Origin of the sequence: Amycolatopsis sp. NPDC058278, assembly GCF_042881395.1 — a bacterium.
Lineage (GTDB): Bacteria > Actinomycetota > Actinomycetes > Mycobacteriales > Pseudonocardiaceae > Amycolatopsis.
In genome coordinates this window covers 1-18,232 of sequence record NZ_JBHVXZ010000120.1, presented here as the reverse complement: position 1 = coordinate 18,232, position 18,232 = coordinate 1, and the positions used below count along the sequence as shown (strand labels likewise).

At 72.1% G+C, this 18,232-nt stretch carries 20 protein-coding genes; 4 read left to right on the top strand and 16 right to left on the bottom strand.

Annotation, left to right across the window (positions count from 1 at the left end):
- Positions 1-124: 124 nt before the first annotated feature.
- The 3 genes from ACFVYA_RS40080 to ACFVYA_RS40070 are packed head-to-tail and all read right to left on the bottom strand — an operon-like array spanning position 125 to position 3,697.
- Positions 125-2,299 carry a xanthine dehydrogenase family protein molybdopterin-binding subunit gene (locus tag ACFVYA_RS40080; protein ID WP_387052546.1) on the bottom strand — a complete coding sequence of 725 codons (2,175 nt, stop codon included), beginning with the start codon at positions 2,297-2,299 and terminating at the stop codon, positions 125-127.
- Complete coding sequence (locus ACFVYA_RS40075; protein ID WP_387052544.1) at positions 2,296-3,258, bottom strand: FAD binding domain-containing protein; 963 nt, start codon at positions 3,256-3,258, stop codon at positions 2,296-2,298. The genes ACFVYA_RS40080 and ACFVYA_RS40075 overlap by 4 nt, the downstream gene beginning before the upstream one ends.
- A complete protein-coding gene (locus tag ACFVYA_RS40070) occupies positions 3,245-3,697 on the bottom strand; it encodes a (2Fe-2S)-binding protein (protein ID WP_285990294.1) in 453 nt (150 codons plus the stop codon). Before ACFVYA_RS40070 ends, ACFVYA_RS40075 begins: the two co-directional genes overlap by 14 nt.
- Before the next feature lie 195 nt (positions 3,698-3,892).
- Here ACFVYA_RS40070 and ACFVYA_RS40065 point away from each other — a divergent pair, with 195 nt between their 5' ends.
- Entirely contained in the window at positions 3,893-4,468 is a 576-nt protein-coding gene (locus ACFVYA_RS40065; RefSeq protein ID WP_387052542.1) for a TetR/AcrR family transcriptional regulator, read from the top strand.
- On the opposite strand, the gene ACFVYA_RS40060 is transcribed toward ACFVYA_RS40065, so the two are convergent.
- The 3 genes from ACFVYA_RS40060 to ACFVYA_RS40050 form a co-directional block, all read right to left on the bottom strand.
- Positions 4,465-4,824 (bottom strand): hypothetical protein, encoded by a 360-nt coding sequence (locus ACFVYA_RS40060; RefSeq protein ID WP_387052540.1) that lies wholly within the window; start codon positions 4,822-4,824, stop codon positions 4,465-4,467. The two genes, ACFVYA_RS40065 and ACFVYA_RS40060, sit on opposite strands and share 4 nt — an antisense overlap.
- A gap of 350 nt (positions 4,825-5,174) precedes the next feature.
- Positions 5,175-6,659, bottom strand: coding sequence for a CoA-acylating methylmalonate-semialdehyde dehydrogenase (locus tag ACFVYA_RS40055; RefSeq protein ID WP_387052538.1), 1,485 nt, complete (start codon positions 6,657-6,659; stop codon positions 5,175-5,177).
- Positions 6,660-6,700: 41 nt separating this feature from the next.
- Entirely contained in the window at positions 6,701-7,570 is an 870-nt protein-coding gene (locus ACFVYA_RS40050) for an aldolase (protein WP_387052536.1), read from the bottom strand.
- A 137-nt stretch (positions 7,571-7,707) separates the two neighbouring features.
- Here ACFVYA_RS40050 and ACFVYA_RS40045 point away from each other — a divergent pair, with 137 nt between their 5' ends.
- Positions 7,708-8,484, top strand: coding sequence for a GntR family transcriptional regulator (locus tag ACFVYA_RS40045; protein ID WP_387052534.1), 777 nt, complete (start codon positions 7,708-7,710; stop codon positions 8,482-8,484).
- A gap of 38 nt (positions 8,485-8,522) precedes the next feature.
- Here ACFVYA_RS40045 and ACFVYA_RS40040 read toward each other — a convergent pair whose 3' ends face one another.
- The 6 genes from ACFVYA_RS40040 to ACFVYA_RS40015 form a co-directional block, all read right to left on the bottom strand.
- Positions 8,523-9,713, bottom strand: coding sequence for a PP2C family protein-serine/threonine phosphatase (locus tag ACFVYA_RS40040; RefSeq protein WP_387052532.1), 1,191 nt, complete (start codon positions 9,711-9,713; stop codon positions 8,523-8,525).
- Positions 9,713-10,768: a SpoIIE family protein phosphatase gene (locus tag ACFVYA_RS40035; protein WP_387052530.1), complete on the bottom strand. Its 1,056-nt coding sequence runs from the start codon at positions 10,766-10,768 to the stop codon at positions 9,713-9,715. Before ACFVYA_RS40035 ends, ACFVYA_RS40040 begins: the two co-directional genes overlap by 1 nt.
- Positions 10,765-11,187, bottom strand: a complete 423-nt coding sequence (locus tag ACFVYA_RS40030; protein ID WP_387052528.1) for an ATP-binding protein — start codon at positions 11,185-11,187, stop codon at positions 10,765-10,767. The genes ACFVYA_RS40035 and ACFVYA_RS40030 overlap by 4 nt, the downstream gene beginning before the upstream one ends.
- Entirely contained in the window at positions 11,177-11,569 is a 393-nt protein-coding gene (locus ACFVYA_RS40025) for an STAS domain-containing protein (RefSeq protein ID WP_387052526.1), read from the bottom strand. The genes ACFVYA_RS40030 and ACFVYA_RS40025 overlap by 11 nt, the downstream gene beginning before the upstream one ends.
- Complete coding sequence (locus ACFVYA_RS40020) at positions 11,566-12,429, bottom strand: STAS domain-containing protein (protein ID WP_387052525.1); 864 nt, start codon at positions 12,427-12,429, stop codon at positions 11,566-11,568. The genes ACFVYA_RS40025 and ACFVYA_RS40020 overlap by 4 nt, the downstream gene beginning before the upstream one ends.
- A 74-nt stretch (positions 12,430-12,503) precedes the next feature.
- Entirely contained in the window at positions 12,504-12,929 is a 426-nt protein-coding gene (locus tag ACFVYA_RS40015; protein ID WP_387052570.1) for a MarR family transcriptional regulator, read from the bottom strand.
- 185 nt (positions 12,930-13,114) lie between these two features.
- Here ACFVYA_RS40015 and ACFVYA_RS40010 point away from each other — a divergent pair, with 185 nt between their 5' ends.
- Positions 13,115-14,332, top strand: coding sequence for a PP2C family protein-serine/threonine phosphatase (locus ACFVYA_RS40010; protein WP_387052523.1), 1,218 nt, complete (start codon positions 13,115-13,117; stop codon positions 14,330-14,332).
- A 14-nt stretch (positions 14,333-14,346) separates the two neighbouring features.
- Here ACFVYA_RS40010 and ACFVYA_RS40005 read toward each other — a convergent pair whose 3' ends face one another.
- Positions 14,347-14,637, bottom strand: a complete 291-nt coding sequence (locus ACFVYA_RS40005) for a hypothetical protein (protein ID WP_387052521.1) — start codon at positions 14,635-14,637, stop codon at positions 14,347-14,349.
- A gap of 10 nt (positions 14,638-14,647) precedes the next feature.
- Positions 14,648-15,085 carry an Hsp20/alpha crystallin family protein gene (locus ACFVYA_RS40000; protein WP_285990308.1) on the bottom strand — a complete coding sequence of 146 codons (438 nt, stop codon included), beginning with the start codon at positions 15,083-15,085 and terminating at the stop codon, positions 14,648-14,650.
- Positions 15,086-15,250: 165 nt separating this feature from the next.
- Here ACFVYA_RS40000 and ACFVYA_RS39995 point away from each other — a divergent pair, with 165 nt between their 5' ends.
- Positions 15,251-16,093, top strand: a complete 843-nt coding sequence (locus ACFVYA_RS39995; RefSeq protein ID WP_285990309.1) for an SDR family oxidoreductase — start codon at positions 15,251-15,253, stop codon at positions 16,091-16,093.
- A gap of 57 nt (positions 16,094-16,150) precedes the next feature.
- Here the strand turns inward: ACFVYA_RS39995 and ACFVYA_RS39990 are convergent, their stop codons facing one another.
- Together ACFVYA_RS39990 and ctaD are read right to left on the bottom strand one after the other, a co-directional pair.
- Complete coding sequence (locus tag ACFVYA_RS39990) at positions 16,151-16,390, bottom strand: hypothetical protein (RefSeq protein WP_387052518.1); 240 nt, start codon at positions 16,388-16,390, stop codon at positions 16,151-16,153.
- A complete protein-coding gene (ctaD, locus tag ACFVYA_RS39985) occupies positions 16,368-18,140 on the bottom strand; it encodes a cytochrome c oxidase subunit I (RefSeq protein ID WP_387052516.1) in 1,773 nt (590 codons plus the stop codon). The genes ACFVYA_RS39990 and ctaD overlap by 23 nt, the downstream gene beginning before the upstream one ends.
- Positions 18,141-18,232: the final 92 nt, after the last annotated feature.

Sequence of the window (18,232 nt, the reverse complement as noted above, 5' to 3'; positions counted from 1 at the left end):
TTCCTCGACCGGGGTTGTCGGGTTTGTATACGGGGGCGGGCCCGGGTGGGCCCACCCGCCCGCCTACACCTTTATTTCGTGTTGCGGGGGGGCCCGGGCGGCGGGCACCGCCCGCCCCGCGACGTCAGCCTTCGAGGAGGTCCTCGATGGTGATCGGGATGTGCCGGACCCGGGTGCCGGTGGCGTTGTACACGGCGTTGGCGATCGCCGCCGCCATGCCGACCGTGCCGATCTCGCCGAGTCCCCGCGCACCGACCGCGTTGTGCAGGGTGTCGGGGTACTCGACGAACTGGACCTCGACCTCCGGGATGTCGGCGTTGACCGGCAGCAGGTAGCCGGCGAAGTCGCCGTTGGCGAGCCGGCCGTTGGCCTCGATCTCCAGGCCCTCGTGCAGCGCGGCCGAGACGCCCCAGATCATGCCGCCCATGAGCTGGCTGCGGGCCGCCTTGTCGTTGATGATCCGGCCCGCGTCGAACACCCCGAGCAGCCGGGACACCCGCGCCTCGCGCGTCCACTTGTGCACCCGGACCTCGCAGAACTGGGCACCCCACGAGGCGAAGGAGTGCTTGGTCATCTCCTCGCCGGGCGCCGACGTGCCGGTCACCTCGAGCGTTTCGCGCCCCACGGCCCGCAGCAGCTCGCCGAAGGTCATCGACTCGCCGTCGGCGAAGACGCGGCCGTCGGCGTAGGTGACCTGGCGCCCGGCGAACGGTGCGCCGGGATCGGCGGCCATCGCGGTCAGTTCGTCGATCGCCTTGGTGGCGGCGAGCATGATCGCCGTGCCCGCGCTCGCCGTCGCCGTCGAGCCGCCGGACATGCCGCCCGGCGGGAGGGCCGAGTCGCCGAGGCGCGGGGTGATCCGGTCCGCCGGGATGTCCAGCGATTCGGCACCCACCAGGGAGAGCACGGTCAGCAGGCCGGTGCCGGGGTCCGCGCCGCTCGTCGCGACGACGGCGGTGTCGTCCGCCCGCAGCGTGATGCCGACGGTGGCCGGGAACCGCAGGGCGGGGAACACCGCGGTGGCGACGCCCACGCCGACGAGCCAGTCGCCGTCGGTGCGCGAGCCCGCCGGGCGGTGCGCCCAGCCGAAGCGGTCCGCACCGATGCGGAAGCACTCGTCGAGGTGCTTGCTCGACCACTGCAGGTCGTGGCCGGGCGGGGCGGTCGAGTTGTTGCGGACGCGCAGTTCGATCGGGTCCATGCCCAGCTTCACGGCGAGCTCGTCGATCGCGCTTTCCAGTGCGAACGAGCCGGGTGCCTCGCCCGGGGCCCGCATGAACGTCGTCGGCGGGACGTTCAGTGGCACGATCTTCTGCGTGATCGACAGGTTCTTCGTGGCGTACCACTCGCGCGAGGTGCCGTGCGACGTCGGTTCGACGAACGACCGGGCGGTGTCGGTGTGGCACCACGAGTCGTGGCGCAGGGCCACCAGGGTGCCGTCCGGCTCGGCGCCGATCGCGAGCTTCTGGACCGTCGCGGCCCGCCCGGCGGTGGCGGTGAAGACCTGTTCGCGGGTGAGCGCGGCCTTCACCGGCCGTCCGAGGCTGCGGGCGGCGGCCGCGGCCAGGAACGCCGGCGTGGACGTCCGTCCCTTGCCGCCGAACGCCCCGCCGACGAACGGGTTGACCGCGTGAACGGCTTCCGGCGCCAGCTCGAGGGCCATGGCCAGCTCCGCCGCCTGCATGTTCGACGCCTGGTTCCCGCTGTAGACGGTCAGCTCGCCGTCGTCCCACACCGCGACCGCGGAGTGCGGCTCCATCGCGGCGTGGTTCTGCGTCGCGGTCGTGTAGGTCGCCTCGACGACCACCGGGCTCGCGGCCAGGGCGGCTTCGATGGAGTCGACGCCGTCTTCGAGCACCTCGATTTCCGGGGGAGCGCCGTCCATGGCCGGTGGCGCCAGCTCGGCCGTGTCGAGGCCTTCGGCGAGCGAGGTCCGGGCGGGCCGCTCGCGGTAGGCGACCTCGACGAGGGCCGCCGCGTCCCGGGCCTGCTCGAACGTCTCCGCGACCACGAAACCGATCGGCTGGCCGTAGTAGGTGACTTCCTTGTCCTGCAGCGGCACCCACGTGTCGCCGAAGACCGGCAGGCTCGGCGTGCGCAGCGCCAGCGGGTCGAACGGCGTATACACCTCGAGCACGCCGGGTGCGCTCTTGGCCGCGGTGACGTCCACGGCCTCGATCTCGCCGTGCGCGATGGTGCTGAGCAGGACGTAGCCGTAGACCATGCCGGGGAAGGTGTGGTCGGCGCCGTACTTGGCGTCGCCGGTGACCTTCAGCGGCGCGTCCAGCCGGGTGATCATCGGGAGTTCCCCTCGGTCAGTTCGAGCAGGGCCCGGACGATGGTCCGCTGCAGCAGCGTCACCTTGAACCCGTTCTCGGACAACGGTTGCGCGCCCTCGGCGGCGACGGCCGCGGCCGCTTCGAAGGCGGCTTCGGTCGCCGGGGCGCCCTGCAGGGCCGCTTCGACGGACGGCAGCCGCCACGGCACCGTCCCGACGCCGCCGGCCGCGACCCGGGCGTCGGCGACGACCCCGTCCCGGACGTCCAGCGCGACGGCGGCGGAGCACAGCGCGAATTCGTAGGACTGCCGGTCGCGCACCTTGACGTAGGTGGAGTTCGCGGCCCAGTCCAGCCGCGGCACGATCACCTCGGTGATCAGTTCGCCGGGGCGAAGGTCGTTTTCCACGGCGGGGGTGTCGCCGGGCAGCTGGTAGAAGTCGCCGAGCGCGACCTCGCGGCTGCCGGTCGCGTCCGTCAGCCGCAGGCGGGCGTCGAGCGCGACCAGGGCGACGGCGACGTCGCTGGCGTGCGTGGCCACGCACGCCTCGCTGGTGCCGAGGATCGCGTGCATCCGGTTCGCGCCGGTGATCGCGGAACAGCCGCTGCCGGGAACGCGCTTGTTGCACGGCATGGCGACGTCGCGGAAGTACGAGCAGCGCGTGCGCTGCAGCAGGTTGCCGCCGATGCTGGCCATGTTCCGCAGCTGCTGGGACGCGCTCAGCAGCAGGGCGCGCGAGATCGCCGGGTAGACGCCCGCGTGCGCGGCGATGTCGCCCATCCGCTCCAGCGCGCCGAAGCGCAGCCCGTCGGTGGTGTCGATGCCGCGCAACGGCACTTCGTTGATGTCGAGGACGTGCTCCGGCGTCAGGACGTCCAGCTTCATGAGGTCGACCAGGGTCGTCCCGCCGGCGAGGTACGTGCCGGGCGTGGCGACCGCCGCCTCGACGGTGGTGGGTGCGGTCAGCTCAAAGGGACGCATCGGCCCGCCTCGCCTGCTCGACGGCCTTGACGATGTTCGGGTAGGCCGCGCACCGGCAGAGGTTGCCGGACATGAACTCCCGCACGTCGTCGACGTCCTGCTCGACGGCGGCGACCGCCGACATGATCTGCCCGGCGGTGCAGAACCCGCACTGCAGGGCGTCCTGGTCGACGAACGCCTGCTGCACCGGGTGCAGCCCGTCCTCTGTGGACAGTCCTTCGACGGTCGTCACGGGCTGCTTGACGGTGGCGGCGAGGGTGAGGCACGACAGCACGGGCTTGCCGCCGACGTGCACGGTGCAGGCGCCGCACTGCCCGCGGTCGCAGCCCTTCTTCGGGCCGGTGACGGCGAGACGCTCGCGCAGCGCGTCCAGGAGTGTGACGCCGGGATCGACGTCCAGGTGTTCGGTGGTGCCGTTGACTTGGAGTGAGATGTCCACTGGTCTCTTTCCGCGGAGCCGGGCGGGCTGCCCGACGGTGTGGTGGGGCGGTGAAGGGCGGGAGCGGATACTCATCCGCTTCACTCGGTCGCGAGGCTAGCGGATTACAATCCGCTTGGCAACGAACCGGGTGGGCTGGAGTTGCTCCAGCGCTCGGCTAGATTCAGCGGGACGGCACGACCACCGGGAGGAACGATGACGACCGGATCGGTCAGCCCGCGCCGCGCGGACACGCGGCGCAACCACGAGCGCATCCTCGCCGCGGCGGCGGCGTCGCTGGCCGACACGGGCGAGGTCTCCTTCAACGCGATCGCCAAGCAGGCCGAAGTCGGCGTCGGCACGGTCTACCGGCACTTCCCGACCCCGGAGGCGCTGATCCTGGCGGTCTACCGGCGGGAGGTCCGGCACATCGTGGAAATCGTGCCGCTGTTGCTGGAGAAGCACGCCCCGGACGAAGCGTTCCGGGTGTGGGTGACCGACCACGTCGCGCACTACATGATGACGAAGAAGGGGCTGGCCGACGCACTGCGGACCGCGACGGCGGCCCGGGGCGAGCTGCCGAGCGACGCCTTCGAGGACATGCTCGGCGCGGTGTCGGCGATGCTCGAAGCCAACGTCGCGGCCGGAACGGTCCGGCCGGGCCTGACCCCGGTGCTGGTCATGCGCGGCCTGGGCGGCCTGCTGTGGCTCGACCCGAACGGCGACTGGCGACGTGACGCGGCGGAGCTCGCCGAGCTGCTCTGGCACGGGATGGCCGCGACGCCCGGCTAGGCTTCGCCGTCGAGGTGGACGGTCACGGTGACCCGCCCCTTCGCGTCGCGGCGCGCGACCGCGTGGCCGGTGCGGCCGGTGTCGTCGAGTTCGAGGGTGAGCGGGGCGCCGTCGCCGGTGAAGTTGCGCCACCACGACTTCGCGTCGGGCATCCGCACGCCGATGGTGACGACCTCGCCCGCCCGCCGGTAGCCGACCGGCGTGCTGAAGGTGCGCCCCGACCGCCGGCCCGTGTAAGTGATCTGGGTGAGGTGACGCCGGACCACCGGTCCCCAGCGCGGCGACGCCCGGAGGGTGCCCACGCAGGTGTTGAAACGGTCGACGGCGTTCTTCGGGAGCGGGCCTCGGTATCCCACGGCGGCCTCCTTCGGCGGGGGTGACGCCACGGTACCGGAAAACGGAGAAGAGAGTTCCGGTTGCGGACGGACCGCGCCGCCCGCCGCCTCAAGGGGACGACGTCGCGCCGGCGCGGGGTGCCGCAGCGGGAAGCGGCAGCGGGACGGCGTGGGGTCCCCGGGCATGAGTGAAGGCCTCGGCAAGATCGCGATGTGAGTCGACCACCGGCCGAGGGCTGAGCCCACCGGACTGCTCCGAGCCCTGCTCGTGCTCACCCCACGCGAGCAAAGCATCCGCGACATGCCCGGCCCGGCCTGGCTTGAGCGACCCCGAGGCGGGCGACGACCCGGCGATACACGACCGCGTCGGCTCAGCTGGAGGTGGGGAAGGTGAAGGCGGCCTCGGAGTGCGGCCACCGGGTGGTGACGACCTTCGCGCGGGTGTAGAAGCGGACGCCCGCGGGGCCGTGGATCGGGCTGTCGCCGATGAGGGAGTCCTTCCAGCCGCCGAAGGAGTAGTACGACATCGGGACCGGGATCGGCACGTTGACACCGATCATGCCGACCTTCACCTCGCGCTGGAACTTGCGCGCCGCTTCGCCGCTCGCGGTGAAGACTGCGGTGCCGTTGCCGTAGGGGTTGGCGTTGATGACGGCGATCGCCTCGTCGAGCGTCTCGGCGCGGACGATCGCCAGCACCGGGCCGAAGATCTCCTCGCGGTAGGCGTCCATCTCGGGGGTGACGCCGTCCAGCAGGGACGGGCCGACGAAGAAGCCTTCCTCGTGGCCTTCGACTTTCAGGTCGCGGCCGTCGACGACGACCTTCGCGCCTTGCTCCGCGCCGCGGCCGACGGAGTGCACCACGCGCTCGCGGGCGGCCTCGGTGACGACCGGTCCCATGTCGCTGGCCGGGTCGGTGCCGGGGCCGACCTTCACCTCGTGGGCCTTGCGTTCGAGGATCTCCACCAGCTTGTCGCCGGCCGAGCCGACGGCGACGCCGACGGAGATCGCCATGCACCGCTGGCCGGCCGAGCCGAACGCGGCGGCGGTGAGGTGGTCGGCGGCGTACTCGAGGTCGGCGTCGGGCAGGACGACGGCGTGGTTCTTCGCACCGCCGAGGGCTTGGACGCGCTTGCCGGCCGCGGTTCCGCGTTCGTGGACGTACTTGGCGATGGGCGTCGAGCCGACGAAGGACACCGCCGCGATACCGGGGTGGTCGAGGATCGCGTCGACCGCGGTCTTGTCGCCGTGCACCACGTTGAAGACGCCATCGGGCAGCCCGGCTTCGGCGTAGAGCCGGGCGACGAAGTTCGACGCCGACGGGTCGCGTTCGCTCGGCTTGAGGACGAAGGTGTTGCCGGTGGCGATGGCGATCGGGTGCATCCACAGCGGCACCATGATCGGGAAGTTGAACGGCGTGATCCCGGCGACCACGCCCAGGGGCTGGCGGAAGTCGTGCACGTCGACGTCACGGGAGACCTGGTCGGAGAAGCTGCCCTTGAGCGCGTCGGCGATGCCGCAGGCGTACTCGACGACCTCGCGGCCGCGGACGATCTCGCCGCGCGCGTCCTCGATCACCTTGCCGTGTTCGGCGGAGATGATCCGGGCGAGCTCGTCTTCGTGCCGCACCAGCAGCTCGCGGAAGGCGAACATGACCTTGGTGCGCTGGGACAGCGAGGAGTTGCCCCACGACTCGAAGGCCGTGCCCGCGGCCGCGACCGCGGTGTCCACATCGGACGCTTCGGCGAGGAGGACCGACGCTTGCCGCTGTCCGGTGGCCGGGTCGTAGACCGGCGCCGTGCGGGTCGAGCCCGCCGGCGTCGCGGTGCCGTTGATCCAGTGTTCGATGGTGTTCACGGGGTTCCTCCGGGTAGTGGCGCCGGTGCGGTGGGGCGGGTTCACAGCAGGCCCACCGCGGTGTCGACGGCCTTGGCGACGTCGCCGTCGTGGGGGTAGAGCAGCGACCGGCCGACGACCAGGCCCTGCACCGTCGGCTGGGTCAGCGCCCGCTGCCAAGCGGCGAAGGCCGCGTCCGGGTCCTGCACCTCGCCGCCGAGCAGGACGACAGGCAGGGTCGAGGACGCGAGCACGCGCTCCATGTCGTCCACGACCGGGAGCTTGAGCCACGTGTAGGCCGAGGAGCGGCCGAGTCCGGCGGCGATCGTGATCGACTTGATGACGGCGTCGGGGGAGAGGTCGTTCTTGACGCGCCCCTCGACCCAGGTCGACAGGAACGGCTCGACCATGGCGATCAGCTTGCGGTCGGCCAGCTCGTTGACCGCCTTCGCGGTGTTCTCCAGGACGCTGGGCGTGGCCGGGTCCTCCAGGCAGATCCGGGTCAGGGTCTTGCCGCCGTTGAAGCGCATCCGCTCGATCGCTTCCGCGTCGTAGCAGGCGAAGCGGTCGTCGATCTCGAAGCTCGACCCGGCCAGCCCGGTGCGGTTCATCGACCCGATCACCGTCTTGCCGTCGAGCACGCCGAGCAGCAGCAGGTCGTCGACGACGTCCGCGGTCGCCAGGACGCCGGTGACCCCCGGGCGTTCCAAGGCCAGGCACAGCCGCTCCAGCAGTTCGCCGCGGTCGGCCATCGCCGACGGGTGGCCGCCCACCGCGTTCGCCCCGCGGGCGGGGTGGTCCGCCGCGATGATCATCGTGCGGCCCTTGTCGTTGAAGAGCGATTCGGCCCGGACGCGGTTCGCGGCCGCCTCGGCGATCGCCCCCGGGTCGTGCACGCGTTGGGCGACGATGCGCCGCAGCACGTCGGTCACAGGTCCGCTCCCCGCTGATCTCCGGACACGCCCGTCGTGCCCCTGCCGCCGACCATTCCAGCGAGACGGGGACTTTGTCAAGACATATGGACAACACGTCATCCCAACAGGTGGTGCCGAAGCGGTAGGCTTCGCGGATGAGCAAGCCGGACGTCACCTTCCCGGCCTGGGACGCGGGGCGCGAGATCGTCCTGGATCCGGGCAGTCCCGAGCCGCTGTACTTCCAAGTGTCCCGGCAGCTGCACGCCGCGATCGCGGACGGCAGGCTGCCCGCGGGGGCGCGGCTGGGCAACGAGGTCGACCTCGCCGCGCGCCTGCGCCTGTCGCGGCCGACGATCCGCCAGGCGATCCAGACGCTGGTCAACCAGGGCCTGCTCGTGCGGCGTCGCGGAGTCGGCACACAGGTCGTCCGCACGAAGGTCGCCCGGCCGCTGCGGCTGAGCAGCCTGTTCGACGACCTCGCCGGGCTGGGCGGCAAGCCGGAGACGGCGGTGCTGGTCAACCGGGTCGAAGAGGCGGGCACCGAGGTGGCCGAGCTGCTCGAAGCGCCGGGGCTGACGCACGTGCGGCGGCTGAAGCGGCTCCGCTCGACCGATGGCGAGCCGCTCGCCCTGATGAACAACTACCTGCCCGACGGCGTCATCGACCCCGGCGACGACGAGCTGCGCGAGCGCGGGCTCTACCAGCTCCTGCGGTCGGCGGGGGTGCGGCTGCACGCGGCCGAGCAGCACATCGGCGCCCGGCTCGCGACCGAAGAGGACGCGGAACTGCTCCGGGAGGAGCCGGGAGCGGCGCTGCTCACGATGCAACGCACGACGTACGACGACGCCGGCCGGGTGGTCGAGTACGGGTGGCACGTGTACCGGGCGTCCCGGTATTCCTTCAACCTCTCGCTGACCAACGGGCCGCAGTAGGACAGCGCGGGCCGCCGTGGCCAGCCGCGGCGCCGCGGCTACGGCAGAAGGGTCCGGCGCAGGGCCAGCACGACGGTGTCGTCGGCGTGCAGGACGACGTCGTGCATCCGGGTCACCAGTTCCCGGGGCAGCCCGGCGGCCCGCCGGGCGCCCAGCCGCTCGGCCAGGGCCAGCAGCCGGGCCTGGCCTTCGTCGATGTCCTTGCGGCTTTCCACCAGGCCGTCGGTGTAGAGCAGCACCGTGTCGCCCTCGGCCAGGACCACGTCGACCAGTTCGCGGCTGCCCGGGTCGGGGAAGCCGACCCCGCGGCCGGGCACCGGGGCGGGCAGCAGCCGCGCCGGCTCGGCCGCCGTGACCAGCACCGGCTCCGGGTGGCCGCCGTTGGCGAACCGGGTGCGGCCCGTTACCGGGTCCACGCGGGCCAGCAGCACCGTGGCCATCAGGCCCGGCTCGATCGCCGCCAGGGTGTGGGACGTACGCGCGATCAGGTCGCGGAACGGGTGACCCTCCAGGGCGAGCGTGCGGATCGCGTGCGTGACCGTCAGGGCGTGCCGGGTCGAGGTGACGCCGTGGCCGACCGCGTCGACCAGGGTCACGTGGACCTGGCCGTCGGGCAGGACGAACCAGTCGTACAGATCGCCGCCGGTCGGGGAGTCCTGGTCGGTCGGCGAATAGTGGACGGCCAGCTCCACGCCCGGCACCGCCGGCGGCCGCGGGCGCAGCGCGTCCTCCAGCTCGCGGAAGATGGCCGCGTGCGCCCGGCGGAGCTGCTCGTCGCGCTGTTCGAGCTCGACGTACATCGCCAGCACGCCGCTGTTGGTCTCCGCGAGCTCGTGCTTGAGGTTCCGTTGCTCGTGGGCGAGGGTGTCGGCGCGGGCGACCAGCGCCAGCATCTCTTCGCGCGTCGCCCGGTCGTCGTCGGGCTCGGCCGGGGCCGCCGGCCCGCCGCCGGTGAGGTGCCAGGTCAGCGTCCGGCCGTCGCCGCGCTCGGGCAGCAGCGGCAGGGCGTTGCGGCTGCCCTGGCTGACGGCGTGGTCGAGCCGCACGGTGACGGCGAGCCGCCGGTCCGACGCCGCCGTCGCCACGTCCACCGTTTCGCCCGCGGTGAGGGCGGGCTCGGCCAGCAGGGTGACGGCGAGGACCAGCCGCCCGCGGTCGTCGGCGGGCACGCCGGCCTGGGTGCAGGCCGTGCGGAGGCGCCGCCGGATCCGGGCCAGGTCGGGGCGCATCAGGCGGACCGGTCCGCGCTGAGGGCGAGCATCGCCGCGTCGTCGCGGGCGTTCCGGTGCCGGTGGGCGAGGTCCGCGGCGAGCAGCAGCAGGTCCGGGATCCGGCCGGGGACGCGCCAGCCGGTGCCGACGCCGTCGGTGTGCAGGACGACGACGTCGTCGTCGGCCAGCGTCAGGTGCCGGACCGGCGCCGAAGGCAGGGTGAACCCGACGATGCCGGGGGTGCTGAGCAGCAGCCGGGACGGCCCGTCGCCGAGACTCGCGCCGCTGACGTTGCCGACGCCGCAGAACTCGAGCCGCCGCGGCGCGATCCGCACGAGCGCGACCGCCGCCCCACGGGTCGTGCGCAGCGCCCGGTGCATGTTCGTCAGCTGGTGGGACAGCGGGCGGTCCGGGTTCTCGGTGAACACCCGCAGCGCGGCATCGGCGGCTTCGGCGGCGTCGGGGCCGTGGCCGAGCCCGTCGGCGACGACCGCGGTCCGGCTGCCGGTGACGTCGGCCAGCGCGACGGCGTCACCGCAGTACTCCTCGCCGTCGCGGGGCAGGCGGAAGTGCCCGATCGCGCGGCGGGGCGGCGGCACGGCGGGGTCCAGCAGGCGGGCGGCGGCGAGGGTCCCGGCCGCGGGCGAGGACGTGATCCGGAACTCGGCCGCCATCCGTTTCACCGCGCCGAGGCCGGCGCCCATCGTGGCGGTGGTCGTGTTGCCGTCGAGCAGCCAGTGGTCGAGGTCGGCCATGCCGGGGCCGTCGTCGGCGGCCAGCACGTCGACGCCGCACCCGGTGAGCGAGCTGTGACAACCGGGGCTTTGCCCCGGGCCGGGGGCTTTGCCACCCGGACCCCCGAAAAGCGATTGTTGCACGAACACCGAGCCGCCGCGGGTGTGCTTGTCGATGTTGCCGGCGAGCTCGGCCGCCACCACCGCGGCGCGGTCGGCGAGCACACTCGCCAACCCGGCCTCGTGCGCGATTTCGCGGGCGACGCGGGCGGCGGCGTACCCGGCGCTGGGGTGCTCGACGCGGATCTGGCGCGTCAGGCCGGCAACGATGGTGGTCATGGCTTCCAGCGCACGACGGTGACGGTGGTGCCGCGGCCGGGGGCGGTGTCGAGGTCGAATTCGTCGACCAGCCGCCGGGTGCCGCCGAGGCCGTGCCCGAGCCCCGCGCCGGTGCTGAAGCCGTCGGTCATCGCCTGGTCGACGTCGGCGATCCCGGGGCCTTCGTCGCGCACTCGCAGCCGGAGCCCGAGCCGCCCGGCCCGGTTCTGCACGGCCTCGACGGTCATGGTGCCGCCCCCGCCGTGGATGTAGGCGTTGCGGACGAGCTCGCTGGCCGCGGTGACGATCTTCGTCTGGTCGACGATCGAGAACCCGGCGGCGACCGCGGCCGCCCGCACGGCGTGCCGGGCGGCGAGGAGGTCCTCCTCCACCCGGACGGGGAGTTCGCCGGACGGGATGGTCCGCTCGTCAGGAAGCATGAGGTGCTTCTCCGGCGGACTCGGCGGGACGGCGCCAGCCCAGCAGTTCCATCGCCTGTTCCGCGTTGAGGGCGGTCCGCACGCCGGTGAGCTGGAGCCCGAGCTCGGTCAGGGTCAGTGCGACGGCCGGGCGCATCCCCGCCACGATCATCCGCGTGCCGAGCAGCCGCCCGGTGCCGGCCAGCTGCATGAGCACGCGGGCGACGAACGAGTCGATGATCTCCAGCCGGGAGATGTCGATGATGACGCCGCGGATGCTCTCGTTCGCGATCCGCGTGGTCAGCTCGTCGGTGAACGCGAGCGCGGTCTTGTCGTCCAGGTCGTTCAGCAGCCCGCCGAGCAGGATGTCGCCGAGCCGCAGGATCGGCACGCCGGTGTTCACCCGGTCACCGGTCCCGGGCGGCCGCTGTCGCCGAGCAGCTGCATCGCGGTCGCCAGCGCGTCGGCCAGCGAGCCGCGGGTGACGATGTGCGAGAGGTCGATGCCCAGCTGGGTGATGGTCTGCGCGATCGACGGCCGGATGCCGCTGATCACGCACTCCGCGCCCATCAGCCGGACGGCGCTGACGGTCTGCAGGAGATGGTGGGCCACCGCGGTGTCGACGGTCGGGACGCCGGTGATGTCGATGATCGCCACCCGGGCCTCGTTGGCCTGGATCGACTCCAGGAGGCTGTTCATCACGACCTGGGTCCGGGCGCTGTCGAGCGTGCCGATCAGCGGCACCGCGAGGACGTGGCGCCACAGCCGCACGACGGGCGTGGACAGCTCGAGCATCTGGCTGTGCTGCTCGCGGATGATCCGCTCGCGACCGGCGGAGTAGACCTCGAACGTCAGCACGCCCGCGCTGTCGAGCAGTTCGTTGACCAGCAGCGCGGCCCGGTAGCGCAGGGCGGAGTCGTCGGTGTGCCGCTCGATCGCGCTCAGCATGGTGCGCTTGAGCGCGAGGATCGCCATGGCGGTGGCCGACGGCTGGGCGCCCGCGCGGGCCCGGCGTTCCGACAGCGACGTCAGTGCGTCTCGGACGGCGGGATCCTGGTCGACGATCCGGGACACCGGGAGCGTGCCGCCCAGCGCGGCCCGGAGGGCTTCCAGCAGTTCGACGGCCTCGCGCCGCAGTTCCTGCCCGCTCCGGTCGCCTTCGCCCGGCTCCTGCCCGGCCCAGTCGCGGGCCAGCGTGGCCCGGTCTTCCTCCAGCATGCGCGCCAAGACCGTGCGGACCTGGCTGTCGTCCGTGCCCAGCACCGACTTCTCCTCCGGTGTTCGGGGCGCGCTCTGCTGTACGCCGACCTGATTATTGCTATATAACAACAGTTGTATCAGGAATGCAAATCCGGGGGGTCCCCGGCCGCCTCGGCCAGGGCCCGGTACTCCAGCAGCCCCGCCTCCAGCGCGGCCCGGCCCGCGGGGCTCATCTTCGCCAGCAGGGCCTGGACGCGGTCCCGCCGCCGCGCCCGCAGGTCCTGCAGGTAAGCCCGCCCGCGGTCGGACAGCCGCAGCACCAGCTCCCGCCGGCTGCGCGCGCTGGGCAGCCGTTCGAGGAACCCGACCGCCTCCAGCCGGTCGCAGAGCCTGCTGACCAGCGGCGGCGTCGAGCCCAGCTGCTCGGCCAGCTGCCGCAGGTTGACCCCGTCGTGGCGGTCCAGCGCGACGACCGCGCGCAGCTGCGACACCGACAGCGGACGCGGCGACACGTCCCGCTCGCCCTCGAGCACCGCCTCCAGGAGGCGGGCGAGGTCCGACACGGCAGCCGTCCCGTCCGGGCCGGGCTGCTCGCGGGATCGATCCACGGCGTCCACTCTGGCATCCCTATGCTGAACCGGCAGCACAGCTCACAGACTCGCCGTGGACCGGCGCGCCGGAGCGGCGCAGACTCGACAGAACCGACCCGGCGCCGGCGCGGGGCGGACCCGTGAGCAGGAGGCAGGCGTTGGACAGATCCCTGGCGGTGGAACGACTCCTGCGTGACGTACCGCCGCACGACCTGCCCGGGGCGTTGCGCTCGGGGCTCGGCGAGCACTTCGGCGCCGAGGCGGTCGAGCTGCTGATGGCCGACTACGCACTCACGGAACTCTGCCAGGTGAGCGAAGAGCCCTACACGGCGGAGCCGATCCCGGTCGACGGCACGAACCAGGGGGCCGCGTTCCTCGCGCAGGCGGCGACGTTTTCCCGCGACGGCGACCGCGTCACCGGCTACCTGCCGGTCAGCGTCCGCGGCGACCGGCTCGGCGTCCTGGCCGTCACCCTGCCCCGCGAACCCGAACCGCCGGTGTGGGCCGAGCTCGAGCGGTTCGCCGAAGCGGTGGCCCACGAGCTGTTCGTCGCCGACCGGGACACCGATCTCTACATCCAGGCGCGGCGGTCTTCGCGGCTGACGCTGGCCGCGGAAATGCAGTGGCAGCTGCTGCCCGGGCGGGCCTGCACCCGCGCCGAATTCGCGCTCGGCGGCCAGCTGGAGCCCGCCTACGCCATCTACGGGGACTGCTTCGACTGGTCGGCGTCCGCCCGGAAGCTCGCGGTCACGCTGATCAACGGCATGGGGGAGGGCAGCGAAGCGGCGCTGCTGACGAATCTCGCGGTGAACGCGCTGCGCAACGCCCGGCGCGCCGGGATCCCGCTCGACGCGCAGGCCGAACTCGCCGACCAGGCGCTCTACGCGCACTACCGCGGCGCCGAGCACGTGGCCGCGCTGCTGCTGGAGTTCGACCTCGGCACCGGTGCGGTCACCGTGGTCGACGCGGGCTCGCCGCGGCTCTGGCGGCTGCGGGACGGGAAGGCCGAGCGGATCCTGTTCGACGAACAGCTCCCGCTCGGCACGTTCGACGGCACGATCTACACGCTCGAGGGCTTCCAGGCGGCCGATGGCGACCGGTTCGTCTTCGTCAGCGACGGCGTCTACAACGCGCTCGGCCCGCACGGCGAGCGTTACGGGGATCGCGAGCTCGGCGAGGCGGTGACGGCGACCGCGGAGCTGCCGGCGGCACACGTGCCGGGCGCGGTGCTGCGGGAGCTCTCCACCCGCCGCCACGGCAGCCAGGCCGAAGACGACGCGATGGTGGTGTGCCTCGACTGGTTCGGCTCGACGCCGTTGTCCGGCACCGGGACCGGCCCGGCGGTGACCGTGCGGCGCACCGACGCGGACCGGTAGCGGGCGGCTCGGGATCACGCGGCGGCCGAGGGCTGCCGCTCGCGGGGGGCCGTCCGGCCCGCACCGGTGACGGCGGCGAGCACTTCGTCCGCGTCGAGGGCCGGGTCCCACAGTGCGCAGCCGACGACGTGGGCGAGCTGGCGCCGCCGGTGCTGCGGGGAGTCGGTGAGGGCGACCTCGGTCGGGCGGCCCTTCTTGACCGCGTGGACCGCCCGGGTCACGAGGATCGCCTCCTGGCGGGTGGTGCCGAGTTCCGCGGCCGCGGCGAAGATCCGCTCCGCCGCGGCGCGCGCGTTTTCGTTCATCTTCCGCCCGTCAGGCCTGGATTTCCCGGCGGTCGGACCGGTCTCCGCCGATCTCGATGCGCCGCGGCTTGGCCTTCTCGGCGACCGGGATGCGCAGCGTCAGCACGCCCGCTTCGTAGTCGGCGGCGATGTGGTCGGTGTCGAGGCTCTCGCCGAGGAACAGCTGGCGCGAGAAGACGCCCAGCGGCCGTTCGGAGACGTGCATCTCGACGTTGTCACCGCCGGGGAGCGGGCGGCGCTCGGCCTTGACCGTCAGCACGTTGCGCTCGATGTCGAGGTCGATGGCGTCCGGGGCGACGCCGGGCAGGTCGAAGCAGACCACGAACTCGTCGCCGGCGCGGTAGGCGTCCATCGGCATCGCGGCCGGCTTCGACCAGGTTCCGGCGGTGCCGAGGACCTGCTGGGTGAGGCGGTCCAGCTCACGGAACGGGTCGGTGCGCATCAACATCGGTGTCCTCCTTCTGGCTTCGACGGTGGGTGTCAACACGCACTACCGTTCTAGCATGTCATCTAAACGATGACAAGTATGAAGTCATCATCAAGATGACAGAATGATTCGACCGGCGCCGGGAACACGGATGGGGAGATCCATTCCCGTATCCGAGGAGCCACCGTGTCCGAGCAGCCCGCCCAGCAGCAGACCCCACCCGGGACGACCGCCGCGATGACGCCGCGGCCCGACCACGGCGAACACACCTACCGCGGCTCCGGCAAGCTGACCGGCAAGGCGGCGCTCATCACCGGGGCGGACAGCGGCATCGGCCGCGCGGTGGCGATCGCGTACGCGCGCGAAGGTGCCGACGTGCTGATCTCCTACCTCGACGAGCACGAAGACGCGGAAGAGACGCGGCGCTGGGTCGAAGAGGCCGGGCGCAAGGCCGTCGTCGTGCCCGGCGACGTCGCCGACCCGGCGCACTGCCGGGCTCTCGTCGCCCGCGCGGTCGAGGAGTTCGGCCGGATCGACGTCCTGGTGAACAACGCCGCCTTCCAGATGACCCACGAAACCCTGGAAGAGATCCCGGACGAGGAGTGGGACCGCACCCTCGCCATCAACCTGAGCGCGTTCTTCCACCTCGCCAAGGCGGCGGTGCCGCACATGAAGCCGGGCGCGTCGATCATCGGCAGCTCCTCGGTGAACTCCGACAACCCGACCCCGCAGCTGCTGCCCTACGACGTGACGAAGGCGGGCATCGCGAACATGTGTGCGGCGCTGGCGCAGCTGCTGGGGCCGAAGGGCATCCGGGCGAACAGCGTCGCGCCGGGGCCGATCTGGACGCCGCTGATCCCGTCCACCATGCCGGAGGAGCAGGTGAAGTCCTTCGGCGAGCAGGTGCCGCTGGGCCGCGCCGGCCAGCCGGCCGAGCTGGCGCCGGTGTACGTGCTGCTGGCCTCCGACGACGGCAGTTACGTGTCCGGGGCCCGCGTCGCGGTGACGGGTGGCGCGCCGATCCTCTGACCCCGGCGACCGGGCGGAAGGCCGCCGGATCTCCCGGGTCCGGCGGCCTTCCCGCGCTCACCGGCGCCCGAGGTGCGCGCAGACGGCGAGGTTGCCGGCGACGCACGCCGCGAACAGCCACGGCAGCGCCACGAAGATCCCGGCCGCCAGCAGCGCGAGCGCGACGGCGTCCAGGCTCACGCACAGCAGCAGCCGTCCCCGGGCGCCCGGCTGCAGTCCTCGCTCGATCCCGCGCAGCCGCCGCCGTTCCCACGCTCGCAGCGGCGGGCCCGGGTCAGCGGCCGCGGGGGTCGTCACTCTCGCCCTGCTCGTCGGGCTGGGTGGCGCCCGCGAGAACCTCGGCCGGCGACGCCTTGCCACCCAAGTGGCCGCGGGTGATGTGCCCTTCGTCGCGCATCCGCTCGACCATGTGCGGGTAGTGCAGCTCGAACGCGGGGCGTTCGGACCGGATCCGGGGCAGCTCGAGGAAGTTGTGCCGGGGCGGCGGGCTGGTGGTGGCCCATTCGAGCGAATTGCCGAAGCCCCAGGGGTCGTCGACCTCGATGGGGTCGCCGTAGCGGTAGCTCTTGAAGACGTTCCAGATGAACGGCAGCACCGAGAGGCCCAGAACGAACGCCCCGATCGTGGAAACCGTGTGCATCCAGGTGAAGCCGTCGCTCGAGAGGTAGTCGGCGTAGCGGCGCGGCATGCCGGCGTCGCCGAGCCAGTGCTGGATGAGGAACGTCGTGTGGAAGCCGATGAACGTCGTCCAGAAGTGCCACTTCGCCAGCCGTTCGTCGAGCATCCGGCCGGTGATCTTGGGGAACCAGAAGTAGATGCCGGCGAAGGTCGCGAAGACGATCGTGCCGAAGAGCACGTAGTGGAAGTGGGCGACGACGAAGTAGGTGTCGTGGACGTGGAAGTCCAGCGGCGGGGAGGCGAGGAGGATCCCGGTCAGCCCGCCGAGCAGGAAGGTGACGAGGAAGCCGACCGACCACAGCATCGGCGACTCGAACGTCAGCTGCCCCTTCCACATCGTGCCGATCCAGTTGAAGAACTTGATCCCGGTCGGCACCGCGATGAAGAACGTCATGATCGAGAAGAACGGGAGCAGCACGGCGCCGGTGGCGAACATGTGGTGCGCCCACACGACCGCCGACAGCCCGGTGATCCCGATGGTCGCGAACACCATCAGCTTGTAGCCGAACAGCGGTTTCCGGCTGAACACCGGGATGATCTCGGTGACGATCCCGAAGTAGGGCAGCGCGACCACGTAGACCTCGGGGTGGCCGAAGAACCAGAACAGGTGCTGCCACAGGATCGCGCCGCCGTTCTCCGGGTCGAAGACGTGCGCGCCGAGGTGCCGGTCGGCCAGGAGCGCGAACAGCGCCGCGGTGAGGATCGGGAACGCGAGCAGGATGAGGATCGAGGTGAACAGGATGTTCCAGGTGAAGATCGGCATGCGCCACATGAGCATCCCGGGGCAGCGCAGGCACACCACGGTCGTGATCATGTTGACCGCGCCGAGGATCGTGCCGAGACCGGTGACGATCAGCCCCGAGATCCACAGGTCGCCGCCGACGCCGGGGGAGTGGATGGCGTTGGACAGCGGCGTGTAGGCGGTCCAGCCGAAATCGGGCGGGCCGCCGGGCGTGGCGTAGGCGGAGAGGACGATGGTGCCGCCGAACAGGTACAGCCAGTAGGAGAACGCGTTGAGCCGCGGGAACGCCACGTCCGGCGAGCCGATCTGCAGCGGCAGGACGAAGTTGGCGAACCCGAACAGGTTCGGCGTGGCGTAGAGCAGCAGCATGATCGTGCCGTGCATGGTGAAGAGCTGGTTGTACTGCTCCGGCGAGAGGAACTGCAGGCCGGGCCGGGCCAGCTCGCCGCGCATCAGCAGGGCCGTCAGGCCGCCGATCAGGAAGAACCCGAACGACGTCGTCAGGTACAGCACACCGATCGTCTTGTGGTCGGTGGTGCGGATGGTCTTCAGGATCGTCGCGCCGCGCTTCCCCCGCCACACCGGGCGATGGGGGATCGGAGCCGGGCGTGTCACCGTGTCGGTCATCGGACTCCCACCTGCCGCTACCGGGGGAAACGTGCCTGTTCCGCGCGCGTACCCACGTCCGGGCGCGGATACACCCGGCGATCCGGTATCTG

Bases quoted from the DNA above. Each gene is read 5' to 3' on its own strand.
- ACFVYA_RS40080 (WP_387052546.1), bottom strand. From the start codon at position 2,299: ATGATCACCCGGCTGGACGCGCCGCTGAAGGTCACCGGCGACGCCAAG.
- ACFVYA_RS40075 (WP_387052544.1), bottom strand. From the start codon at position 3,258: ATGCGTCCCTTTGAGCTGACCGCACCCACCACCGTCGAGGCGGCGGTC.
- ACFVYA_RS40065 (WP_387052542.1), top strand. From the start codon at position 3,893: ATGACGACCGGATCGGTCAGCCCGCGCCGCGCGGACACGCGGCGCAAC.
- ACFVYA_RS40045 (WP_387052534.1), top strand. From the start codon at position 7,708: ATGAGCAAGCCGGACGTCACCTTCCCGGCCTGGGACGCGGGGCGCGAG.
- ACFVYA_RS40040 (WP_387052532.1), bottom strand. From the start codon at position 9,713: ATGCGCCCCGACCTGGCCCGGATCCGGCGGCGCCTCCGCACGGCCTGC.
- ACFVYA_RS40035 (WP_387052530.1), bottom strand. From the start codon at position 10,768: ATGACCACCATCGTTGCCGGCCTGACGCGCCAGATCCGCGTCGAGCAC.
- ACFVYA_RS40030 (WP_387052528.1), bottom strand. From the start codon at position 11,187: ATGCTTCCTGACGAGCGGACCATCCCGTCCGGCGAACTCCCCGTCCGG.
- ACFVYA_RS40005 (WP_387052521.1), bottom strand. From the start codon at position 14,637: ATGAACGAAAACGCGCGCGCCGCGGCGGAGCGGATCTTCGCCGCGGCC.
- ACFVYA_RS40000 (WP_285990308.1), bottom strand. From the start codon at position 15,085: ATGTTGATGCGCACCGACCCGTTCCGTGAGCTGGACCGCCTCACCCAG.
- ctaD (WP_387052516.1), bottom strand. From the start codon at position 18,140: ATGACCGACACGGTGACACGCCCGGCTCCGATCCCCCATCGCCCGGTG.